General features: G+C 68.8%; 16 protein-coding genes. 10 read left to right on the top strand and 6 right to left on the bottom strand.

Translation table 11 applies throughout. From position 1 onward, the window contains the following. Positions 1-107: 107 nt before the first annotated feature. The 3 genes from R9B84_RS26150 to R9B84_RS26140 form a co-directional block, all read right to left on the bottom strand. Entirely contained in the window at positions 108-1,217 is a 1,110-nt protein-coding gene (locus R9B84_RS26150; protein ID WP_423762910.1) for an NADH:flavin oxidoreductase/NADH oxidase, read from the bottom strand. 117 nt (positions 1,218-1,334) lie between these two features. Beyond that, positions 1,335-2,021: a type 1 glutamine amidotransferase domain-containing protein gene (locus tag R9B84_RS26145; RefSeq protein WP_423762909.1), complete on the bottom strand. Its 687-nt coding sequence runs from the start codon at positions 2,019-2,021 to the stop codon at positions 1,335-1,337. Positions 2,022-2,417: 396 nt separating this feature from the next. Then, on the bottom strand, positions 2,418-3,446 hold the full coding sequence (locus R9B84_RS26140; RefSeq protein ID WP_423762908.1) for a substrate-binding domain-containing protein: 1,029 nt from the start codon (positions 3,444-3,446) through the stop codon (positions 2,418-2,420). A 202-nt stretch (positions 3,447-3,648) separates the two neighbouring features. Between R9B84_RS26140 and R9B84_RS26135 the strand changes: the two genes are divergently transcribed. Both R9B84_RS26135 and R9B84_RS26130 read left to right on the top strand, forming a co-directional pair. Beyond that, complete coding sequence (locus R9B84_RS26135) at positions 3,649-5,232, top strand: glycoside hydrolase family 68 protein (protein WP_423762907.1); 1,584 nt, start codon at positions 3,649-3,651, stop codon at positions 5,230-5,232. Between the two features lie 156 nt (positions 5,233-5,388). Then, positions 5,389-7,026 carry a glycoside hydrolase family 32 protein gene (locus R9B84_RS26130; RefSeq protein ID WP_423762906.1) on the top strand — a complete coding sequence of 546 codons (1,638 nt, stop codon included), beginning with the start codon at positions 5,389-5,391 and terminating at the stop codon, positions 7,024-7,026. A 93-nt stretch (positions 7,027-7,119) separates the two neighbouring features. Here the strand turns inward: R9B84_RS26130 and R9B84_RS26125 are convergent, their stop codons facing one another. Both R9B84_RS26125 and R9B84_RS26120 read right to left on the bottom strand, forming a co-directional pair. After that, entirely contained in the window at positions 7,120-7,869 is a 750-nt protein-coding gene (locus tag R9B84_RS26125) for an SDR family oxidoreductase (RefSeq protein ID WP_423762905.1), read from the bottom strand. A gap of 224 nt (positions 7,870-8,093) precedes the next feature. Further along, the gene (locus tag R9B84_RS26120) at positions 8,094-9,011 is read right to left on the bottom strand and encodes a LysR family transcriptional regulator (RefSeq protein WP_423762904.1); all 918 of its coding nucleotides are present in this window, start codon (positions 9,009-9,011) and stop codon (positions 8,094-8,096) included. 520 nt (positions 9,012-9,531) lie between these two features. On the opposite strand from R9B84_RS26120, the gene R9B84_RS26115 reads away from it, so the two are divergent. The 3 genes from R9B84_RS26115 (at position 9,532) to R9B84_RS26105 (ending at position 11,980) form a co-directional block, all read left to right on the top strand. Then, positions 9,532-11,016 carry a PLP-dependent aminotransferase family protein gene (locus tag R9B84_RS26115; RefSeq protein ID WP_423762903.1) on the top strand — a complete coding sequence of 495 codons (1,485 nt, stop codon included), beginning with the start codon at positions 9,532-9,534 and terminating at the stop codon, positions 11,014-11,016. A 96-nt stretch (positions 11,017-11,112) separates the two neighbouring features. Next, on the top strand, positions 11,113-11,550 hold the full coding sequence (locus tag R9B84_RS26110) for a carboxymuconolactone decarboxylase family protein (protein WP_175959022.1): 438 nt from the start codon (positions 11,113-11,115) through the stop codon (positions 11,548-11,550). Positions 11,551-11,560: 10 nt separating this feature from the next. Then, the gene (locus R9B84_RS26105; protein ID WP_423762902.1) at positions 11,561-11,980 is read left to right on the top strand and encodes a cupin domain-containing protein; all 420 of its coding nucleotides are present in this window, start codon (positions 11,561-11,563) and stop codon (positions 11,978-11,980) included. Positions 11,981-12,110: 130 nt separating this feature from the next. On the opposite strand, the gene R9B84_RS26100 is transcribed toward R9B84_RS26105, so the two are convergent. Next, positions 12,111-12,257 (bottom strand): hypothetical protein, encoded by a 147-nt coding sequence (locus R9B84_RS26100; protein ID WP_423762901.1) that lies wholly within the window; start codon positions 12,255-12,257, stop codon positions 12,111-12,113. On the opposite strand from R9B84_RS26100, the gene R9B84_RS26095 reads away from it, so the two are divergent. From R9B84_RS26095 to R9B84_RS26075, 5 genes are read left to right on the top strand one after another with little or no spacing between them, the layout of a single operon-like run. Next, a complete protein-coding gene (locus R9B84_RS26095; protein WP_423762900.1) occupies positions 12,256-12,954 on the top strand; it encodes a TetR/AcrR family transcriptional regulator in 699 nt (232 codons plus the stop codon). The two genes, R9B84_RS26100 and R9B84_RS26095, sit on opposite strands and share 2 nt — an antisense overlap. Next, positions 12,951-13,913: an HlyD family secretion protein gene (locus tag R9B84_RS26090; protein ID WP_423762899.1), complete on the top strand. Its 963-nt coding sequence runs from the start codon at positions 12,951-12,953 to the stop codon at positions 13,911-13,913. Before R9B84_RS26095 ends, R9B84_RS26090 begins: the two co-directional genes overlap by 4 nt. Further along, on the top strand, positions 13,910-14,869 hold the full coding sequence (locus R9B84_RS26085; RefSeq protein WP_423762898.1) for an ABC transporter ATP-binding protein: 960 nt from the start codon (positions 13,910-13,912) through the stop codon (positions 14,867-14,869). Before R9B84_RS26090 ends, R9B84_RS26085 begins: the two co-directional genes overlap by 4 nt. Then, positions 14,866-16,020 (top strand): ABC transporter permease, encoded by a 1,155-nt coding sequence (locus tag R9B84_RS26080; RefSeq protein ID WP_423762897.1) that lies wholly within the window; start codon positions 14,866-14,868, stop codon positions 16,018-16,020. The genes R9B84_RS26085 and R9B84_RS26080 overlap by 4 nt, the downstream gene beginning before the upstream one ends. Before the next feature lie 10 nt (positions 16,021-16,030). Further along, positions 16,031-17,521: an efflux transporter outer membrane subunit gene (locus R9B84_RS26075; RefSeq protein ID WP_423762896.1), complete on the top strand. Its 1,491-nt coding sequence runs from the start codon at positions 16,031-16,033 to the stop codon at positions 17,519-17,521. Positions 17,522-17,593 lie beyond the last annotated feature (72 nt).

Below are 17,593 nucleotides of genomic sequence, written 5' to 3'. Positions count from 1 at the left end.
GGCTCGCGCAGGCAACCGCCCGCACGAACCGCCATTCTATCCATCGCCACCGTATCGGCGGCGCGCGTCCTGCGCGGGCCGCCCCGGCGCTACGTCGCCGCGCCCGCTCAGGCCACCTTGTCGGCGACCCGGTAACGCTCGAGCCAGTGCGCGTACGGCGCGGGCAGCGTCCACGACGGGCGCTCGACGCCGAGCTGCTTCGCCGCGTAGTACGGCCAGTGCGGATCGGCCAGATGCGCGCGGCCGACCATCACGAGATCAAGCTGTTCTTCCGCCACCACGCGGTTCGCCAGTTGCGGCGTGTCGATGCCCCACGCGGACGACACCGGCAGCCCGGCCTCGCGGCGCACGCGCGCGGCGATCGGCGCGAGGAACGCCGGGCCCCACGGAATCTGCGCGTCGGGCGTCGTGAAGCCGACCGACACGCTCAGCATGTCGAGCCCTTCCTGCTTCATCCGCCGCGTGAGTGCGATCGACTCGGCGAGCGTCTCTTCATCGCGGCCGTCGTATTCGATCACGCCCAGGCGTGCCGTCAGCGGCAGATGCTCGGGCCATACCTTGCGGACGGCCGCGAGCGTCTCGACGAGGAAGCGGCCGCGGTTTTCGGCCGAACCGCCGTATTCGTCGTCACGCCGGTTCGAATGCACCGAGAAGAAGCTCTGGCCGAGATAACCGTGCGCGAAGTGCAGTTCGAGCCATTCGAAGCCCAGGTCGCGCGCACGCTGCGCCGATGCGACGAAGTCGGCCTGCACGCGGGCGATGTCGTCGCGCGTCATTTCACGCGGCACCTTCGGCAGATGCGCGCCGAACGGCACGGCCGACGGCGCGATGGTCTGCCAGCCGTGCGGATCGCCATCGGCGATATGGTCGTCGCCTTCCCACGGACGGTTCGCGCTCGCCTTGCGGCCCGCGTGCGCGATCTGGATGCCGGGCACCGCGCCGGCCGCCTTGATCGCCGCGACCGACGGCGCGAACGCTTCGGCCTGCGCATCGTTCCACAACCCCGCGCAGCCCGGTGTGATGCGCCCTTCCGGCGACACGGCCGTCGCCTCCGCGATCACGAGGCCCGCGCCGCCGCGCGCGATGCCGGCCAGATGCACGCGATGCCAGTCGTTGACGACGCCGTCTTCGGCGACGTACTGGCACATCGGCGGTACCGCAATACGGTTGCGCAACGTGACATCCTTGAGTTTGAACGGTTCGAACAGGGCAGACATCCACGACTCCTTTGCTTGGTTCTGCATAACATGGGCGCACCCGCCGCGTGTCAGGCGGCGGGACGAAAAGGTGTGCCCGGCAACGATCGCCGCCGGGCGGCAGCGCAACGCGCGGCGTCAGGCCCGCTTGAGCTGCGCGAGCAGTGCGGCAGCAGCCGGCTCCGACGACGCCGGGTTCTGTCCGGTGATCAGCAGGCCGTCGACCACCACGTGCGGTGCCCAGTCGGGGCCGTGCTCGTAACGCGCGCCGTTGGTCTCGAGCATGTTCTGGACGAGGAACGGCACGACTTCGGTCAGCTCGACGGCGGCCTCTTCGCTGTTCGTGAAGCCCGTCACGCGCTTGCCGCGCACGAGCGATTCGGCCGTCCGCGGATCCTTCGCGTGACGCAGCACGCCCGGCGCGTGGCACACGAGCGCAACCGGCTTGCCGGCGCCGATCGCGCGCTCGATCAGCGAGATCGAATGCAGGTCTTCGGCGAGATCCCACAGCGGACCGTGGCCGCCCGGGTAGAACACCGCGTCGTAATCGTCGATCGACACGTCCGTCAGCTTGCGCGTGCTGGCCAGCTCGGCCTTTGCCGTCGCGTCGGCGTCGAAGCGGCGCGTCGCATCCGTCTGCGCGGACGGATCGCTGCTTTTCGGGTCGAGCGGCGGCTGGCCGCCCTTCGGCGAAACCAGCGTCAGCTCGACGCCCGCGTCCTTGAACGCGTAGTACGGCGCGGCCAGTTCCTCGAGCCAGAAGCCGGTCTTCTTGCCGGTGTCGCCGAGCGTGTCGTGCGAGGTCAGGACAACCAGGATCTTCATGATCGCAACTCCTTCGAAATGGGGGGAACGGGGCCGCGCGGCCCGGTTTTGGCCGGCACGGCACGCCTGTCGGTTAGTCAGATACCGCGCGGCAACGTGCCGCTCACGGATCCGAAATACCGCACGATTCTATTAGACCAGTCGTCTAGGAAAAGTCCAAAAAAAACGACGGTGTCTCGCTGCACGTTCAGCATCGCAGTGCGATATGGCATTTTCGCGTCGCGTTGCCCGAGCCGGGAGGGGTCGTCGCATTCGTCAGGGCGGATGATATCCGCTGATTAGACCGGTCGTCTAGTGAACGGGCATTCATCCCTGCAAGCGTCATGGCCTTTTCGACCGGGCGCGATCCGGCAACGTCCGCCACCGATCGCGCCCTGCCCGGGCCCGTCGCGCCGGCTAGCCGCGCACCGGGCCGTCAGTATCGCCGGCTTCGATGACCGGTGCCTCCAGTCGATGCTCGTGTGCGCCGTCGTCCAGCCGCCGCAACATCAACTCCGCCAGCGCACGCCCCGACGCGTGCCCGGTCGGCTGCATGACCGCCGTCACGCGATGCGGATGCGCGAGGTCCGGCGGCACGCCGTCATAGACGATCAGCGACATGTCCTGCCCCAGGCGCAGCCCGCTGTCCACGAGCGCCCGAAACGCGCCGCTGCCCGCGATATTGTTGTCGACCAGCAGCGCCGTCGGCCGCTCGGCGTGTGCGAGCAGCGTCCGCGCGGCCTGCAGCCCGCCGTCGTGCGTAAACGCGCACTCGACGAGCAGCGCCGGATCCGGCTCGATACCGGCTTCGTGCAATGCCGACAGATAGCCTGCGCGACGCTGCGCGGCGAAATTCAGCACGAGCGGCGCGCTGATCATGGCAACGCGCCGATGCCCGAAACCGGTCAGCCGACGGACAGCATCGCGCGCGCCCGCCTCGTTGTCGAAATCGAACCACGCATACGGCTCGACCGCTTGCGTGCGACCGTACGCGACGTATGGAAACGCGCTCGACTGCAGGTAGGCAATGCGCGGATCGTCGACGAGCGTGCGCGCGACGATCAGCCCGTCGACGAGCTTGCCGTCGACGATCCGCCGATAGGTGTCCAGTTCCGCATTCGGTCGCGCAGACGCGATGATGAAATCGAGATTGCGCTCGGCCAGCCGCTCGGTGATGCCCGCGACGACCTCGCCGAAACGCGGATCGCCGAGATCGCCCGCGCCGAACGGATAGACGATCCCGATCACGTCCGCCCGCCCGGTCGCGAGCCGGCGCGCGGTCGGGTCCGCGACATAGCCCATTTCCCGCGCAGCCTTCGCCACGCGTTCGCGCGTCGCTTCGCTCACGTCGTCGTAACCGTTCAACGCACGGCTGACCGTCGTCCGCGACAGCCCGAGCGCATCCGACAGCGCCTTCAGATTCACCTTCACCGTCGCTCCTCGCATTCTCTTGTCCGCCCGATCGCCCGGATGCCCGTACGCCGGATGCCCGTACACCTCAATCGGGTAATTATTTCCATTTGGTAAGCATTACCGTCAAATAAATATCTTTTGCGTCCCAAACCGGTTTGAAATACTATCCAAACCGGTTTGGACATCGATGCCCACTCAGCCGTTCACTTTCACTTTCCCTGGAAACAACGACGAGATGACACACTTTCCCCTTTACCGTTCGCCGGCGGCCAAACGTTTGCTCCTCGCTGGCGGCGCACTTGCCGCCTTCGCGTCCGTCGCGCACGCGCAGTCCGGCGGCACGGGCGCGCCTGTGCCCACGCCGCATACGCAGCAGGCCTACGATCCCGAAGGCAACTTCACGATGCGCTGGACCCGCGCGGACATCCGCCAGATCGTCGCGCAGTCGCACACCGCAGGCGCCGACAAGAACTCGCTGCCGCAAGCGCTGACGATGCCGGACATCCCGCAGGATTTCCCGTTGGTCAACTCGAACGTGTGGGTCTGGGATACCTGGCCGCTGGCCGACCTGCGCGCGAACCAGCTCAGCTACAAGGGCTGGGAAGTGATCTTCTCGCTCACCGCCGATCCGCACGCGGGCTACACGTTCGATGACCGCCACGTCCACGCGCGCATCGGCTTCTTCTACCGCCGCGCGGGCATCCCCGCGTCGCAGCGCCCCGCGAACGGCGGCTGGACCTGGGGCGGCCACCTGTTCCCGGACGGCGCGAGCGCCAAGGTGTTCGGCACCGCGCCGATGACCAACAACGCCGAATGGTCGGGCTCCGCGCGCCTCACGCACGGCGACAACGTCAGCCTCTACTACACCGCCACATCGTTCAACCGCTCGGCGCCCGGCGGTGCCGACATCACGCCGCCGCAGGCGATCATCACGCGCGCCGACGGCCACATCCATGCCGACGACAAGCACGTGTGGTTCAACGGCTTCGACGATCACAAGGCGCTGCTGCAGCCGGACGGCAACTACTACCAGACCGGCCAGCAGAACACCTACTTCTCGTTCCGCGATCCGTTCGTGTTCACCGATCCCGCGCACCCGGGCAAGACCTACATGGTGTTCGAAGGCAATACCGGCGGCCAGCGCGGCGCCCGCACCTGCACCGAGGCCGATCTCGGCTACGCGCCGAACGATCCGTACAAGGAAGACCTCAACGCGGTGATGAATTCGGGCGCAGTGTATCAAAAGGCCAATGTCGGCCTCGCGGTCGCTACGAACCCGCAACTGACCGAGTGGAAGTTCCTGCCGCCGCTCCTGTCGGCGAACTGCGTCGACGACCAGACCGAACGCCCGCAGATCTACCTGAAGGACGGCAAGTACTACCTGTTCACGATCAGCCACCGTACGACGATGGCCGCAGGCGTCGACGGGCCGGACGGCGTGTACGGCTTCGTCGGCAACGGCATCCGCAGCGACTTCCTGCCGCTGAACGGCGGCAGCGGCCTCGTGCTCGGCAACCCGACCGATTTCTCCGCACCGGCCGGCGCACCGTATTTTCAGGATCCGAACCAGAACCCGCGCGAATTCCAGTCGTATTCGCATTACGTGATGCCGGGTGGCCTCGTCGAGTCGTTCATCGATGCGATCGGTCCGCGTCGTGGCGGCACGCTCGCGCCGACAGTGAAGGTCAACATCAACGGCACGTCGACGGCGGTCGACCGCACCTACGGACGCCGTGGGCTCGGCGGTTACGGCGACATCCCGGCGAACCTGCCCGCGACGGGCGCCGGTCACAACGACGGCCCGGGCACCCGCCCGTAACGGCCGCGGCGGGCTCCGCCCGCGAGCGTTGAGGCGGTGCACGTCGCGCGTGTCGCGTGCGCACCGCCGTTTTTCTTCCGCAATTCGCACATGCCGCCGTCTCACGCGGCATGCGCCCTCCTTTCCCGCTTCGCGCGACGGAGCACGGATCCCCGCATGAGATCGACGTTTTTCCGCTTTTCCTTCCGGATCGCCCGGCTGCTGCTCGGCTGCGCGGCCTGCACGCATGTCGCCGCCGCAACCTGTGTTACATCGCCCGACAACGGCACGCCGCAATGGCGCCCCGCGCTGCATTACACGCCGCAACGCAACTGGATGAACGATCCGAACGGGCTCGTCTACGACAACGGCCGCTACCACCTGTTTTATCAGTACAACCCGGTCGGTAACGACTGGGGCAACATGTCCTGGGGCCATGCGACCAGCACCGATCTCGTTCACTGGCGCGAACAACCGGTCGCGATGCGCGCGAACGCCACCGAGGAAATCTTCTCCGGCTCGATCGTCGCCGACACGCGCAATACGTCGGGCCTCGGGTCGCCCGGACAAGCGCCACTGGTCGCGCTCTACACGAGCGTCTACAAGGACGGCTCGGGGCACGTGCCCGGCACGCAGGCGCAGTCGCTCGCCTACAGCGTCGACCATGGCGCGACGTGGCAGCCCTACGCGCACAACCCCGTGCTCACGCTCGATCCCGAATCGAAACAATTCCGCGACCCCAAGGTGTCGTGGTACGCGCCGGGACGCTACTGGCTGATGACGACGGTCGTCGCCGACGCGCATGTCGTCAAGCTCTACCGTTCCGACGACCTGATCCACTGGTCGTTCCTGAGCGACTTCACGTTACCGGACGTGCCGCACGCAGGCGCACTGTGGGAGATGCCCGACCTCGTGCCGCTGCCGCTCGACGGCGATCCTCGACACATCAAGTGGGTGATGATCGTCAATGTGAATCCGTGGTCGATCGCGGGCGGCTCGGGCGCGATGTATTTTGTCGGCGACTTCGACGGCCGCACGTTCACGCCCGATCGGGTCGCGCCGGCCGGTTCCGATCCCGCCCGATTCCGCTGGGTCGATCACGGCGCCGATTTTTATGCCGCGGGCACCTTCTCGGGCGCACCCGGCACGCGGCCGGTCGCGATTGCGTGGATGAGCAACTGGGATTACGCCGCGAAAGTGCCGACGACGCCGTGGCGCGGCGCGACAACCCTGCCGCGCGAGCTGGCGCTGAAGACGATCGACGGCGAACCCCGGCTCGTCGTCACGCCGGCCGCCGCGTTCGACGCGTGGGCGGACGGCCGGCCCGCCGTGCACGAAGGCGAGCTTGCGGTCGAGTCCGCCACGCGCGAGCTGTCGGCTGCGACGCGCGGCGTCGTGCAACGCATCACCGTGACGATTACGCCCCAGCGCGCGGCGCGCGCGGGCCTGATCGTCCGACGCTCGGCGGACGGCACGACCGGCACCCGGATCGTGTACGACACGGCGAAACGCACACTGACGCTCGACCGCTCGCAGTCCGGCGAAGCGAATTTCGCCGGCACGTTCAGCCGCGAGCACATCGTCGACCTGCCGCTCGAACACGGGCAACTGCGGCTCGAAATCGTCGTCGATCGCGGGTCGGTCGAAGTGTTTGCGAACGGCGGTCGCGTCACGCTCACCGATCTGGTCTTTCCGCCGCTCGGCGCGGACCGCATCGCGGTATTTGCCGAGCACGGCCGTGCAACGTTCTCGGGGCTCACGGTGACGCAACTCGAAGCCGGCGGCGCTCCGCGTAGCGCCTGTGCGGCGCGGTAGGCGCGGTTCGAGAGCGTCGCCCTTCCCGCATGTGACGGGGACCGTCCGCCCGGCGTTGCGTCGGTCGGTTGCGGTCCCCGCCTGCGTCGCGGCTCAGAGCAATCCCATCCCGCCCGACGCGATGATCTCCGCACCGACGATGAATGCGGATTCCGCCGCGCTAAGGTGCAGCACCGTCGACGCGATTTCGTCCGGCGTGCCGAACCGGCCGATCGGGACGAGGCCCTTGATCTTCTCGGCCGTCTCGTCGAGCGTCGCCGCATCGAGCCCGAGCTTGCCGTACAGCGGCGTCTGAACCGGCCCCGGGCTCACGACGTTCACGCGCACGCCGTGCGGCAGCAATTCCGTCGACAGCGTCTTCGCGAACGAATTGACGGCCGCCTTGCTCGCCGCGTACACCGACGAGCCGGGCATTCCGATGTGCGCGTTGATCGAGCCGTTGATCACGATCGATGCGCCGCGGTTCAGCAGCGGCACCAGCAACTGGATCTGGAAATACGCGCCCTTCACGTTGGTGTTGAACACGAGGTCCCACATCGCCTCGTCGCTGTCCGCGAACGGCGCGAGTTTCGCGACGCCCGCGTTGATGAACACGGCGTCGAGCCGCGCGCCCGCGGTCGCGATCGCGTCCGCCAGTGCGCGGGCCGACGCGACGCTGCCGGCCTCGTTGCGGATCGCGAGCGCGCCTTCGCCGAGCGTTTGCCGTGCGGCTTCCAGCGTCTGCGCGTCGCGCCCGGTGATGATGACCCGCGCGCCTTCGGCCGCGAATGCCTTGGCGGCCGCCAGGCCGATGCCGCTGTTGCCGCCCGTGACGAGGACCGTTTTTCCTTCGAAGCGTTGCATGATGTTCTCCTGTGAACCGGTGAGTTGACCGTGAACACAGGATGCGCGCGGCGCCCGGACATGCCGTACGACGGGGGCGACGAACATGTTCGAAATCGTCGAACGTGTTTGAGTGGGTTCGAGCGTTGGCCACGGCCCGGCGACCGTACCCGCCGCACATGTGCCCTGGCATGCGTGGCCGTCGCCGCCATCCCGCCGACTGACGCCGCGCGCCCGGTCAGCGTTCATCCGGTCACGTCGATCCCGTCGAGCAGGCGCTGCGCGAGGCGCGGCTCGCGCAGTTGCTCCAGCCACCATTGCAGCGCGCGGCCGTCGCGATCGCCGTGCCATGCGACATACAGCACGTTCGGTTCGCGCGGGTTGTCCGTCTGTTTTTCGACGAGTTCGCCGCGCGCGAGCAGCGACGCCACGCGCCGGCGCGGCACCCAGCCGACGCCGAGCGCGTCGCGCTGCGCGAGGATCTTCGCGCGCATCGACGGCACCGCGAGCACGGCCTGTCCGCCGAGCAGGCCATACGCGCGGCCCGCCGCGCGCCGCGACGAATCGGCGACGACGACCGCGCGATGCGCGCCGATCGCGTCGCGCGTCAGCGCGTCGCTCGCCGAGGCAAGCGGATGGCGCGGCGAGACTGCGAACACCCACTCCATCGCGCCCAGCTCGAACCATTTGAAGCCCGGAATCGCCGGCGGCTCGTTGGTCGCGCCGACGACCAGATCCGCGCGACCGTCGCGCAGCGCTTCCCAGGTGCCGCCGAGCACCTCGTGCGTGAAGCGCAGCGACACGCCCGAATCGAGCGCGTCGAACGCGCGGACGACCGGCAGCAGCGTGTCGAACTCCAGCACCTCGTCGCTGACGATCCACAGCCGGTCCTCCCAACCGCTCGCGACCTGCCGCACGCGCTGCGTCAGCCGCGCGACGTCCAGTGCCAGCCGCGACGCTTCGTCGGCCAGCAATTGTCCGGCCGGCGTGAGCTGCAGCCGGTAGCCGCGCCGGTCGAACAGCAGCGCGTCGAAACGCGTTTCGAGCTGGCGCGCGGCGTGCGACACGGTCGACGGCGCCTTGCCGAGCCGCGCGGCGGCGCGCGACAGGCTGCCGGTCGCGCGGATCGCGTCGAGGAGCGCAAGTTCGTCTTCGGACAGCATGGGGTCGCTCCGGTGTGGGTTGGTCTGGGTTGGTGTGGGTGGTCTGGGTTGGTCTGGGGTTGTCGCGGCTCCCGTGGATCGTAAGGCAGTGGCGGGCGGCGGTCCAATCGGACGGCATTCGATGCTGCGAATGGGCGGGCAGGCGTCGGGCAAACTCCCTTCATTCGGTGTTCCGCTCGCCTGGCCGGCCGGTTTCGCTGGTTTCGCTGGTTTCGCTGGTTTCCCCGGTTTCCCCGGTTTCCCCGGTTTCCCCGGTTTCCCCGGTTTCCCCGGTTTCCCCGTTTCCCCGTTTCCCCGTTTCCCCGTTTCCCCGTTTCCCCCGTTTCCCCCGTTTCCCCCGTTTCCCCCGTTTCCCCCGTTTCCCCCGGTTTCGCACACTCGATCACGGCCCACGCCTTCCGGTTCCCCGCCCTTGCACCGCGTCGAACACAACATCCCGCCCACCCGAATCCGCGCGCCGGCGGCATACTGGCGGCACACCGATTCCGGCAAAACAGCATCAATCGAGGTAACCACTGCGATGGACATCGCGATCCGTATCGAAGGCCGTCACGACCTCACTGGGCAAATCTTCCGGCAACTGCGCACTGCGATCGTCGACGGGCGCCTGGCAGGCGGCGCACGGCTGCCATCAACGCGTGATCTCGCGAAGCAGCTCGGCGTATCGCGCAAGACGACGCTCGATGCGTTCGAGCGTCTCGTCGCCGAGGGCTACCTGAATACGCGTGCGGGCGATGGCACGTTCGTCGCCGACGGCCTCGCGCGCGTGCCGCACGCCGCGGCCATGTCGGCGCCGTCGATCGTCGAGGACACGCCGCGCATCGACGCGGTCGACGCGCGCGCGCTGTGGAACGACCTGCCCGACGCGCTCGCGATGCCCGCGCCGCAGGATTCGCCCGGCTTCGACTTCCGCGGCGGCGTGACCGACAAAACACTGTTCCCGTTCGACGCGTGGCGGCGCTGCCTGCACCACGCGCTGCGCCAGCAGGCGCGCGGCCCCGGCCAGTACCACGACCCGGCCGGCGATCCGCAGTTGCGCGGCGCGATCGCGCGCTACGTCGCGTTCAGCCGCGCGGTTGCGTGCAGCTGGGACGACGTGCTCGTCACGCAAGGCGCGCAACAGGCGCTCGACCTGCTCGCGCGCGTCGTCGTGCGGCCCGGCGACGTGGTCGCGGTCGAGGATCCCGGCTATCCGCCGGCGCGCGCCGCGTTCGCGTCGCTCGGTGCGACGGTGATCGGCGTGCCGGTCGACGCGCACGGCCTCGTCACGGAACGGCTGCCCGACGAAGCGCGCCTCGTCTACGTAACGCCGTCGCACCAGTTCCCGCTCGGGATGCCGATGACGCTGGAGCGGCGCATCGCGCTGCTCGAATGGGCGCAGCGCCGCCGCGCGGTGATCATCGAGGACGACTACGACGGCGAGTTCCGCTTCGAAGGCCGGCCGGTGGAATCGCTGAAGAGCCTCGACCGCACGGGCCTCGTCGCATACGTCGGCACGTTCTCGAAGACGATCTTTCCGGAACTGCGGATCGGCTACGCGATTCCGCCGCGCGCGCTGCGCGGCGCGCTCGCCAAGGCGAAGCAGATCGTCGACTGGCACAGCTGCACGCTGACGCAGGCGGCGCTCGCGCGCTTCATGGTCGAAGGCGATTTCGCGCGGCACCTGAAGCGCGTGCAGAAGCATTACGATGCGCGCCGCAAGATGCTGATCGCGCATCTGCGCGGCGAACTCGCGCCGTGGTTCGACGCGATCGTGCCGACCGCCGGCATCCACCTCGCCGCGCACCTGAAGCCTGGGCTCGACGAAGCGGCGCTGGTCCGCGCGGCGCGCGAGCAGGACATCGGCCTGTACGGGATCTCGGCGTTCCATGTCGGCGTGCCGGTCCGCGCGGGACTGCTGTTCGGCTATGGCGGGATCGACGCGCTGCGCATCGACACGGCGCTCGCCAAGCTGGCCGGGCTGCTGGGTTCGGGCAGTTTCGGCGCTCCGCCACTGGTTACCTGAATTTCCACATAATTGGCTATTCAAGCAGGCCAATCCGGGTCTTAAAGTGGGTCCTGTCGCGCCACCCTGCGCTACCCAACCGAAAAAGGACCTGCCATGCAACCGCGCCTGAACTTCTATACCGCCAGCCCGAATGCGATCAAGGTGATGCGCAACGCCGAGGAATTCCTCGCGAAGAGCTCGATCGAGAAGCCGCTTGCCGAACTCGTCCGCCTGCGCGCGTCGCAGATCAACGGCTGCGCGTTCTGCGTCGACATGCACACGACCGACGCGCGCAAGGGCGGCGAAACCGACCGCCGTCTCGCGACCGTCGTCACGTGGCGCGAAACGCCGTTCTTCACCGAGCGCGAACGCGCGGCGCTGGAATGGACCGAGGCGCTGACGCTGGTGGCCAGCAACCACGTGCCCGACGCCGTCTGGGAGGCCGTGAAGCCGCACTTCAGCGACGAGGAGCTGTTCGACCTGTCGATGCTGATCGCGACGATCAACACGTGGAACCGCTTCGCGATCGCGTTCCGCAAGATGCCCGAGTAAGGAGACGACGATGATCCGCTCCACGCTCCAGCGAGCCGCCCTGTGCGCAGGGCTCGCGCTCGGCGCCGCGCTGCCGGCCGCCGCCCATGCGCACGACACCGGCGACAACGTGCACGCGATCATGCAGCAGGCCGTGCCCGAAGCGCCCGGCAAGCTCGTCATCGTCGCGACCGTCGACTATGCGCCCGGCCAGGCTTCCGAAGCGCACCGGCACCTCGGCTCGGTGTTCGCGGTCGTGTCGAAAGGCGAAGTGCTGTCGCAGGTGAACGGCGGCCCGCTGCATCGCTATCGTGCCGGCGAAGGCTGGTACGAGGCGCCCGGCTCGCGCCACCAGGTGTCGCGCAACGCGAGTGCGACCGAGCCCGCGCAGCTCGTCGTGTTCGGGCTGACCGGCGAACACGAGCCACTGAAGTCGCCGATCGATCAGTGACAATGATTCGGGGGCGCGTGCGATATCAGGTCCGCGCCTCCGTTTCGTGATCGGCTTCCCCGCCGGTTCCGCGCAGTTTCTCCGCCGCGTTTCGCGGTTTCCGCTCGCCCGTTTCCCCATTAGCCGCTCCCTACACTTCGCCGCCGGCACCCTGCCCGCCGCGCGCGCCGCCTCCCTGCTCGTCCGCGCCGCCATTCGACACGCGTCCGATCGCGATCAACGCCGGCGAAAACCCTTCCTTGAAATTAACTAACTCATCAATTAGCGTCGTCTGCATGAACGCGAAATCCACCGTCGCCAGGCCGCGCGGGCGCCGCCCGTCGGCGGACGATTTCGACCTGCGCGACCACATGCTCGACGTCGCGATGCAGTTGTTTGCCGAGCGCGGCATCGCCGCGACGACGGTCGCGCAGATCGCCGCCGCCGCCGGCGTCACATCCGCGATGGTCCACTACTACTTCACGAATCGCGAGCAACTGCTCGACGCGATCGTCGAGGAACGGCTCGCACAGGTCATCACGTTCGTGTGGCGGCCGACCGAGCCGCAGATCGAAAACGATCCGTTCGCGCTCGTCGCCGAACTCGTCGATCGCTTCTTCGACGTCACGCATCGCATGCCGTGGCTGCCGTCGATCTGGCTGCGCGAGATCGTCCATGAAGGCGGGCTGCTGCGCGAGCGGATGGTCCGGCGCATTCCGCTCGAACATGTCGGGCGTTTCGCCGAACGCGTCCGCGCCGCGCAGCAGGCCGGCACGCTGAACCCCGCGCTGGAACCCGCGTTCCTGTTTCATTCGATCATCGCGCTCGTGATGCTGCCGCTCGCGACCGCGAAGCTGTGGCAAAGCGCGCGCGGCCTGCCGCCGATCGATCGCGACGTGCTGCACCGGCACGTCCGCGCACTGCTCGGTTCCGGCCTGCAGCCGCCGGCTGCCGCGCCGCGTGCGCGGACGCGCTCACCGCGGCGGCCGTCATGAACGCGGCCCGCGCACTGCCGCTCGCGCTGGCCGCCGTCGCGCTGCTCGCCGGTTGCGGACGGTCGACGGACAACGGCACGACCTACCAGGGCTACGTCGAAGGCGAATTCGTGTATCTGTCGTCGTCGCAATCGGGCACGCTGGCGCAGTTGTCGGTCGCACGCGGCCAGGCCGTCGTCGCCGGCGCGCCGGCCTTCTCGCTCGAAGCCGTGAACGAAACGGCCGCGCTGCTGCAGGCGCAGCATCAGCTCGCCGCGGCACGTGCGCAGCTTGCCGACCTGCAGACCGGCAAGCGCCCGCCGGAAGTCGCGGTCACGCAGGCACAACTCGCGCAGGCCACCGCACAGGCCGCACGGGCCGCCGCGCAACTCGCGCGCGACGAACGCCAGTACGCGGCCGGCGGCCTGTCGAAGCAGCAACTCGACGATTCGCGCACGTCCGCGCAGACCACCGCCGCGCAGATGCGCGAGCTGCAGAACCAGGTCGACGTCGCGCGCCTGCCGGGCCGCGCGCAGCAGGTCGCCGCGCAGGCCGCGCAGGTCGACGCCGCGCAGGCGGCGGTCACCGAAGCGCAATGGAAGCTCGACCAGAAGCGCGTCGCCGCGCCCGCCGCCGGGCGCGTGTACGACACGCTGTACCGCGTCGGCGAATGGGTGCAGGCCGGCAATCCGGTCGTGCAGATGCTGCCGCCGCAGAACCTGAAGGTGCGCTTCTTCGTGCCGGAAACCGCCATCGCATCGCTCGCGCCGGGGCGCACGGTCGCGATCCGCTGCGACGGCTGCGCGGCCGACGTGCCCGCGCGCATCACCTACGTGTCGAGCGAGGCCGAATACACGCCGCCCGTGATCTACAGCAACGAGAGCCGCGCCAAGCTCGTGTTCATGATCGAGGCGCGCCCCGCCGTCGCCGACGCGCCGAAGCTGCATCCGGGCCAGCCCGTCGCCGTGAGGGTGCAATGAACGCGCCGGCCGCTCCGTACGCGATCGACGTCGATCGCCTGAACAAGCGTTTCGGCGACAAGCACGTCGTGAAGGACGTCTCGCTGCGCGTCGCGCGCGGCGAGATCTTCGGCTTTCTCGGGCCGAACGGCAGCGGCAAGACGACGTCGATCCGGATGATGTGCGGCCTGCTCACGCCCGACTCGGGCAGCGGCACCTGCCTCGGTTACGACATCGTGCGCGACAGCGCGCAGATCAAGCGGCGCGTCGGCTACATGACGCAGCGCTTCTCGTACTGGGACGACCTGTCGATTCGCGAGAACCTCGATTTCGTCGCGCGCGTGTACGGGATGTCCGACCGCAACGCGGCCGTCGCGCGCGCGCTCGACGGGCTCGGCCTCGCGAGCCGCGCGGACCAGCTCACGGGCGCGCTGTCGGGCGGCTGGAAACAGCGCCTCGCGCTGGCCGCGTGCATGCTGCACGAGCCCGAACTGCTGCTGCTCGACGAGCCGACCGCCGGCGTCGATCCGGCCGCGCGCCGCGACTTCTGGGAGGAGCTGCACCGGCTGGCCGCGCAAGGAATCTCGGTGCTCGTCAGCACGCACTACATGGACGAAGCCGAGCGCTGCCACAAGCTCGCGTATATCGCATCTGGCGCACTGCTTGCGCAGGGCACGTCGGCGGAGATCGTCGCATCGCAGCGCCTGTCCACGCGCGAGATCACCGGCGAGCACCTGACCGAGCTGTCCGCGCGGCTGCGCACGATGCCGGGCGTCGATCAAACCGTCGTGTTCGGTTCCGCGCTGCACGTGAGCGGCCGCGATCGCGCGCTGCTCGACGCAACGCTCGCGCAGGTCGCGGCGCAGGCCGACGGGAATGCGGCGCTGCAGGTCGCACCGATCGACACCGGGCTCGAGGACGTCTTCATCTTCATGATGGGCCGCGCGTCCGGGCCGCCCGGCGGAGCATCGTCATGAACGCGTGGGCGCGCCTGCGCGAATCGTTCTCGGTCGCGCGCTGGTGGAGCATCGTGCTGAAGGAATTCCTGCAGTTGCGCCGCGACCGCGTGACGTTCGCGATGATCGTCGGCGTGCCGATCATCCAGCTCGCGCTGTTCGGCTTTGCGATCAACACCGATCCGAAGCACCTGCCGACCGCGGTGATCGTCGCCGATTCGAGCCCGTTCGCGCGCAGCTTCATCGCCGCGATGCGCAATTCCGCGTACTTCGACATCGTCGAGACGCTGCCCGACGAAGCGGCCGGCCGGCATGCGCTCGCCCGCGGCGACGTGCAGTTCGTGCTGAGCGTGCCGGCCGATTTCTCGCGGCGGCTGCTGCGCGGCGAGCGTCCGGCGCTGCTCGTCGAGGCGGACGCGACCGATCCCGTCGCGACCGCGTCGGCGATCGGCGCGCTGCCGGGCCTCGTGCAGCCCGTCGCGGACAAGGACCTGACGGGGCCGCTCGTGCACCTGAACGGCCGCCCGGCCGCGTTCGACGTCGTGCTGCACCGGCTGTACAACCCCGAAGGCATCACGCAGTACAACGTCGTGCCGGGCCTGATGGGCGTGATCCTGACGATGACGATGGTGATGATGACGGGCCTCGCGATCACGCGCGAACGCGAGCGCGGCACGATGGAGAACCTGCTCGCGACGCCCGTGCGGCCGCTCGAGGTGATGACGGGCAAGATCGTCCCGTACGTGTTTATCGGGCTGATCCAGGTATCGATCATTCTCGCGGCCGCGCGGTTCGTGTTCGAGGTTCCGTTCGTCGGCGGCGTGTTCGCGATCTACCTGTCCGCGCTGCTGTTCATCGCCGCGAACCTGACGGTCGGCATCACGCTTTCATCGCTCGCGCAGAACCAGTTGCAGGCGATGCAGCTCGCGGTGTTCTATTTCCTGCCGAACATCCTGCTGTCGGGCTTCATGTTCCCGTTCGCCGGGATGCCGAAGTGGGCGCAGTTCATCGGCAACCTGCTGCCGCTCACCTACTTCAACCGCCTCGTGCGCGGCATCCTGCTGAAAGGCAACGGCTGGGCCGACCTGTGGCCGTCCGTGTGGCCGGTCGCACTGTTCACGGTCGTCGTGATGGGCATCGCGCTGCGCTTCTATCGGCGCACGCTCGATTAGGCGCCGCGCGATGAAACCGGCCTCGCATCGCGCCTCCGTCGCTGCCCGCGGCCTTACGTTGGCCGCTGCTGCGCTGCTCGTCTCCGGTTGCGCCGTCGGGCCGGATTTCCGCACGCCGGACGCGCCGGCCACGCAGCAGTACACGCGGGATGAACCGCCCGTCACGACGGCAGCCGCCGGCGGCCCGACGGGCGACGCGCAGACGTTCGCAGCGGCCGCGCACACGCCGCAACACTGGTGGACCGAGTTCGGCTCGGAACCGCTGAACCGGCTCGTCGACACCGCGTGGCAAAACAGCCCGACGCTCGCCGAGGCCCGCGCGCGGCTCGACGAAGCGCGGCAGAACCATGCGGCCGAAGCCGGCGCGACGATGCTGCCGCGCGTCGATGCGAACCTGTCCGCCACGCGGGAGAAGGTCGACACGACGGCGTTCGGGCTGCCGGCCAACGTGCCGAATCCGGGGCCGTTCACGCTGTACGACGCGTCGGTCAGCGTGTCGTACGTGCTCGACGTGTTCGGCGGCAACCGGCGCGCGCTCGAAGCACTGCGCGCGCAGGTCGACTATCAGGCGTACACGCTCGACGCCGCGCGCCTGACGCTCGCGGGCAACGTCGTCGCCACCGCGATCCTGCGCGCATCGCTCGCGCAACAGGTCGTGCTCACGCAGCAACTGGTCGACGCGCAGGCTCGGCAGTTGCGCATCGTCGAAGCGCGCTTCGCGGCGGGCGGCGTGTCGCAGGCCGACGTGCACGCGCAACGCGCGCTGCTCGCGCAAACGCAGGCATCGCTGCCGCCGCTCGCGGCCCGCCTCGCGCAGGCCGGCCACCGGCTCGCGATCCTGCTCGGCGCGCCGCCGTCCAGCGCGATGCTGCCCGACCTCGCGCTCGATGCACTCGCGCTGCCGCGCACGCTGCCCGTCACGCTGCCGTCGACGCTCGCGCGCGAACGGCCCGACATCCGTGCGGCGGAAGCCGTACTGCACCAGGCGAGCGCAAACGTCGGCGTGGCCACCGCGAACTTGTATCCGCGTTTTTCGATTTCGGCGGGGATCGGCTCGGAGCGCACGCGCATCGCGGATATCGTGAGCGGGTTGAATGTCTGGAACGTCGGCCTGGGTCTGACGCAGCCGCTCTTTCACGGCGGCGAACTGCGCGCGAAGAAGCGCGCGGCCGAAGCGGCGTACGACGCCGCGTTCGCGAGCTATCGGGAAACCGTGCTGCAGGCGCTTCAGCAGGTGGCCGACGCGATGCGCGCGGTCGAACACGACGCGGCCGAACTGCAGGCGAGAGACACCGCTGCGGGGGAAGCGGCGGCAAGCAACGCGATAGCCGGCGATCGCTACGCGGCGGGCGGGATCAGCACGTTCGACCTGCTCGACGCGCAGCGGCAGGCGTTGCAGACGGCGCTCGACCGTACCCGCGCGCAGGCCGACCGGCTCGCCGATACGGCGGCGCTGTTTCAGGCGCTGGCGGGGAGCTGGATGGATGATACGGCGCGGTGACCGACAGGATGGTGTTGGCACCGGCCGAACACTGCCGGCCTGCACGGCCATGTACCGCATGTGCGGCGCATT

Source organism: Burkholderia sp. NLJ2, assembly GCF_049487195.1.
Lineage (GTDB): Bacteria > Pseudomonadota > Gammaproteobacteria > Burkholderiales > Burkholderiaceae > Burkholderia > Burkholderia pyrrocinia.
The sequence above is the reverse complement of the archived record's forward strand: the minus strand, read 5'-3'. Positions and strand labels throughout refer to the sequence as shown.

Bases quoted from the DNA above. Each gene is read 5' to 3' on its own strand.
- R9B84_RS26125 (WP_423762905.1), bottom strand. From the start codon at position 7,869: ATGCAACGCTTCGAAGGAAAAACGGTCCTCGTCACGGGCGGCAACAGC.
- R9B84_RS26115 (WP_423762903.1), top strand. From the start codon at position 9,532: ATGGACATCGCGATCCGTATCGAAGGCCGTCACGACCTCACTGGGCAA.
- R9B84_RS26150 (WP_423762910.1), bottom strand. From the start codon at position 1,217: ATGTCTGCCCTGTTCGAACCGTTCAAACTCAAGGATGTCACGTTGCGC.
- R9B84_RS26135 (WP_423762907.1), top strand. From the start codon at position 3,649: ATGACACACTTTCCCCTTTACCGTTCGCCGGCGGCCAAACGTTTGCTC.
- R9B84_RS26145 (WP_423762909.1), bottom strand. From the start codon at position 2,021: ATGAAGATCCTGGTTGTCCTGACCTCGCACGACACGCTCGGCGACACC.
- R9B84_RS26105 (WP_423762902.1), top strand. From the start codon at position 11,561: ATGATCCGCTCCACGCTCCAGCGAGCCGCCCTGTGCGCAGGGCTCGCG.
- R9B84_RS26130 (WP_423762906.1), top strand. From the start codon at position 5,389: ATGAGATCGACGTTTTTCCGCTTTTCCTTCCGGATCGCCCGGCTGCTG.
- R9B84_RS26095 (WP_423762900.1), top strand. From the start codon at position 12,256: ATGAACGCGAAATCCACCGTCGCCAGGCCGCGCGGGCGCCGCCCGTCG.
- R9B84_RS26085 (WP_423762898.1), top strand. From the start codon at position 13,910: ATGAACGCGCCGGCCGCTCCGTACGCGATCGACGTCGATCGCCTGAAC.
- R9B84_RS26120 (WP_423762904.1), bottom strand. From the start codon at position 9,011: ATGCTGTCCGAAGACGAACTTGCGCTCCTCGACGCGATCCGCGCGACC.
- R9B84_RS26090 (WP_423762899.1), top strand. From the start codon at position 12,951: ATGAACGCGGCCCGCGCACTGCCGCTCGCGCTGGCCGCCGTCGCGCTG.
- R9B84_RS26100 (WP_423762901.1), bottom strand. From the start codon at position 12,257: ATGCAGACGACGCTAATTGATGAGTTAGTTAATTTCAAGGAAGGGTTT.
- R9B84_RS26140 (WP_423762908.1), bottom strand. From the start codon at position 3,446: ATGCGAGGAGCGACGGTGAAGGTGAATCTGAAGGCGCTGTCGGATGCG.
- R9B84_RS26075 (WP_423762896.1), top strand. From the start codon at position 16,031: ATGAAACCGGCCTCGCATCGCGCCTCCGTCGCTGCCCGCGGCCTTACG.
- R9B84_RS26080 (WP_423762897.1), top strand. From the start codon at position 14,866: ATGAACGCGTGGGCGCGCCTGCGCGAATCGTTCTCGGTCGCGCGCTGG.
- R9B84_RS26110 (WP_175959022.1), top strand. From the start codon at position 11,113: ATGCAACCGCGCCTGAACTTCTATACCGCCAGCCCGAATGCGATCAAG.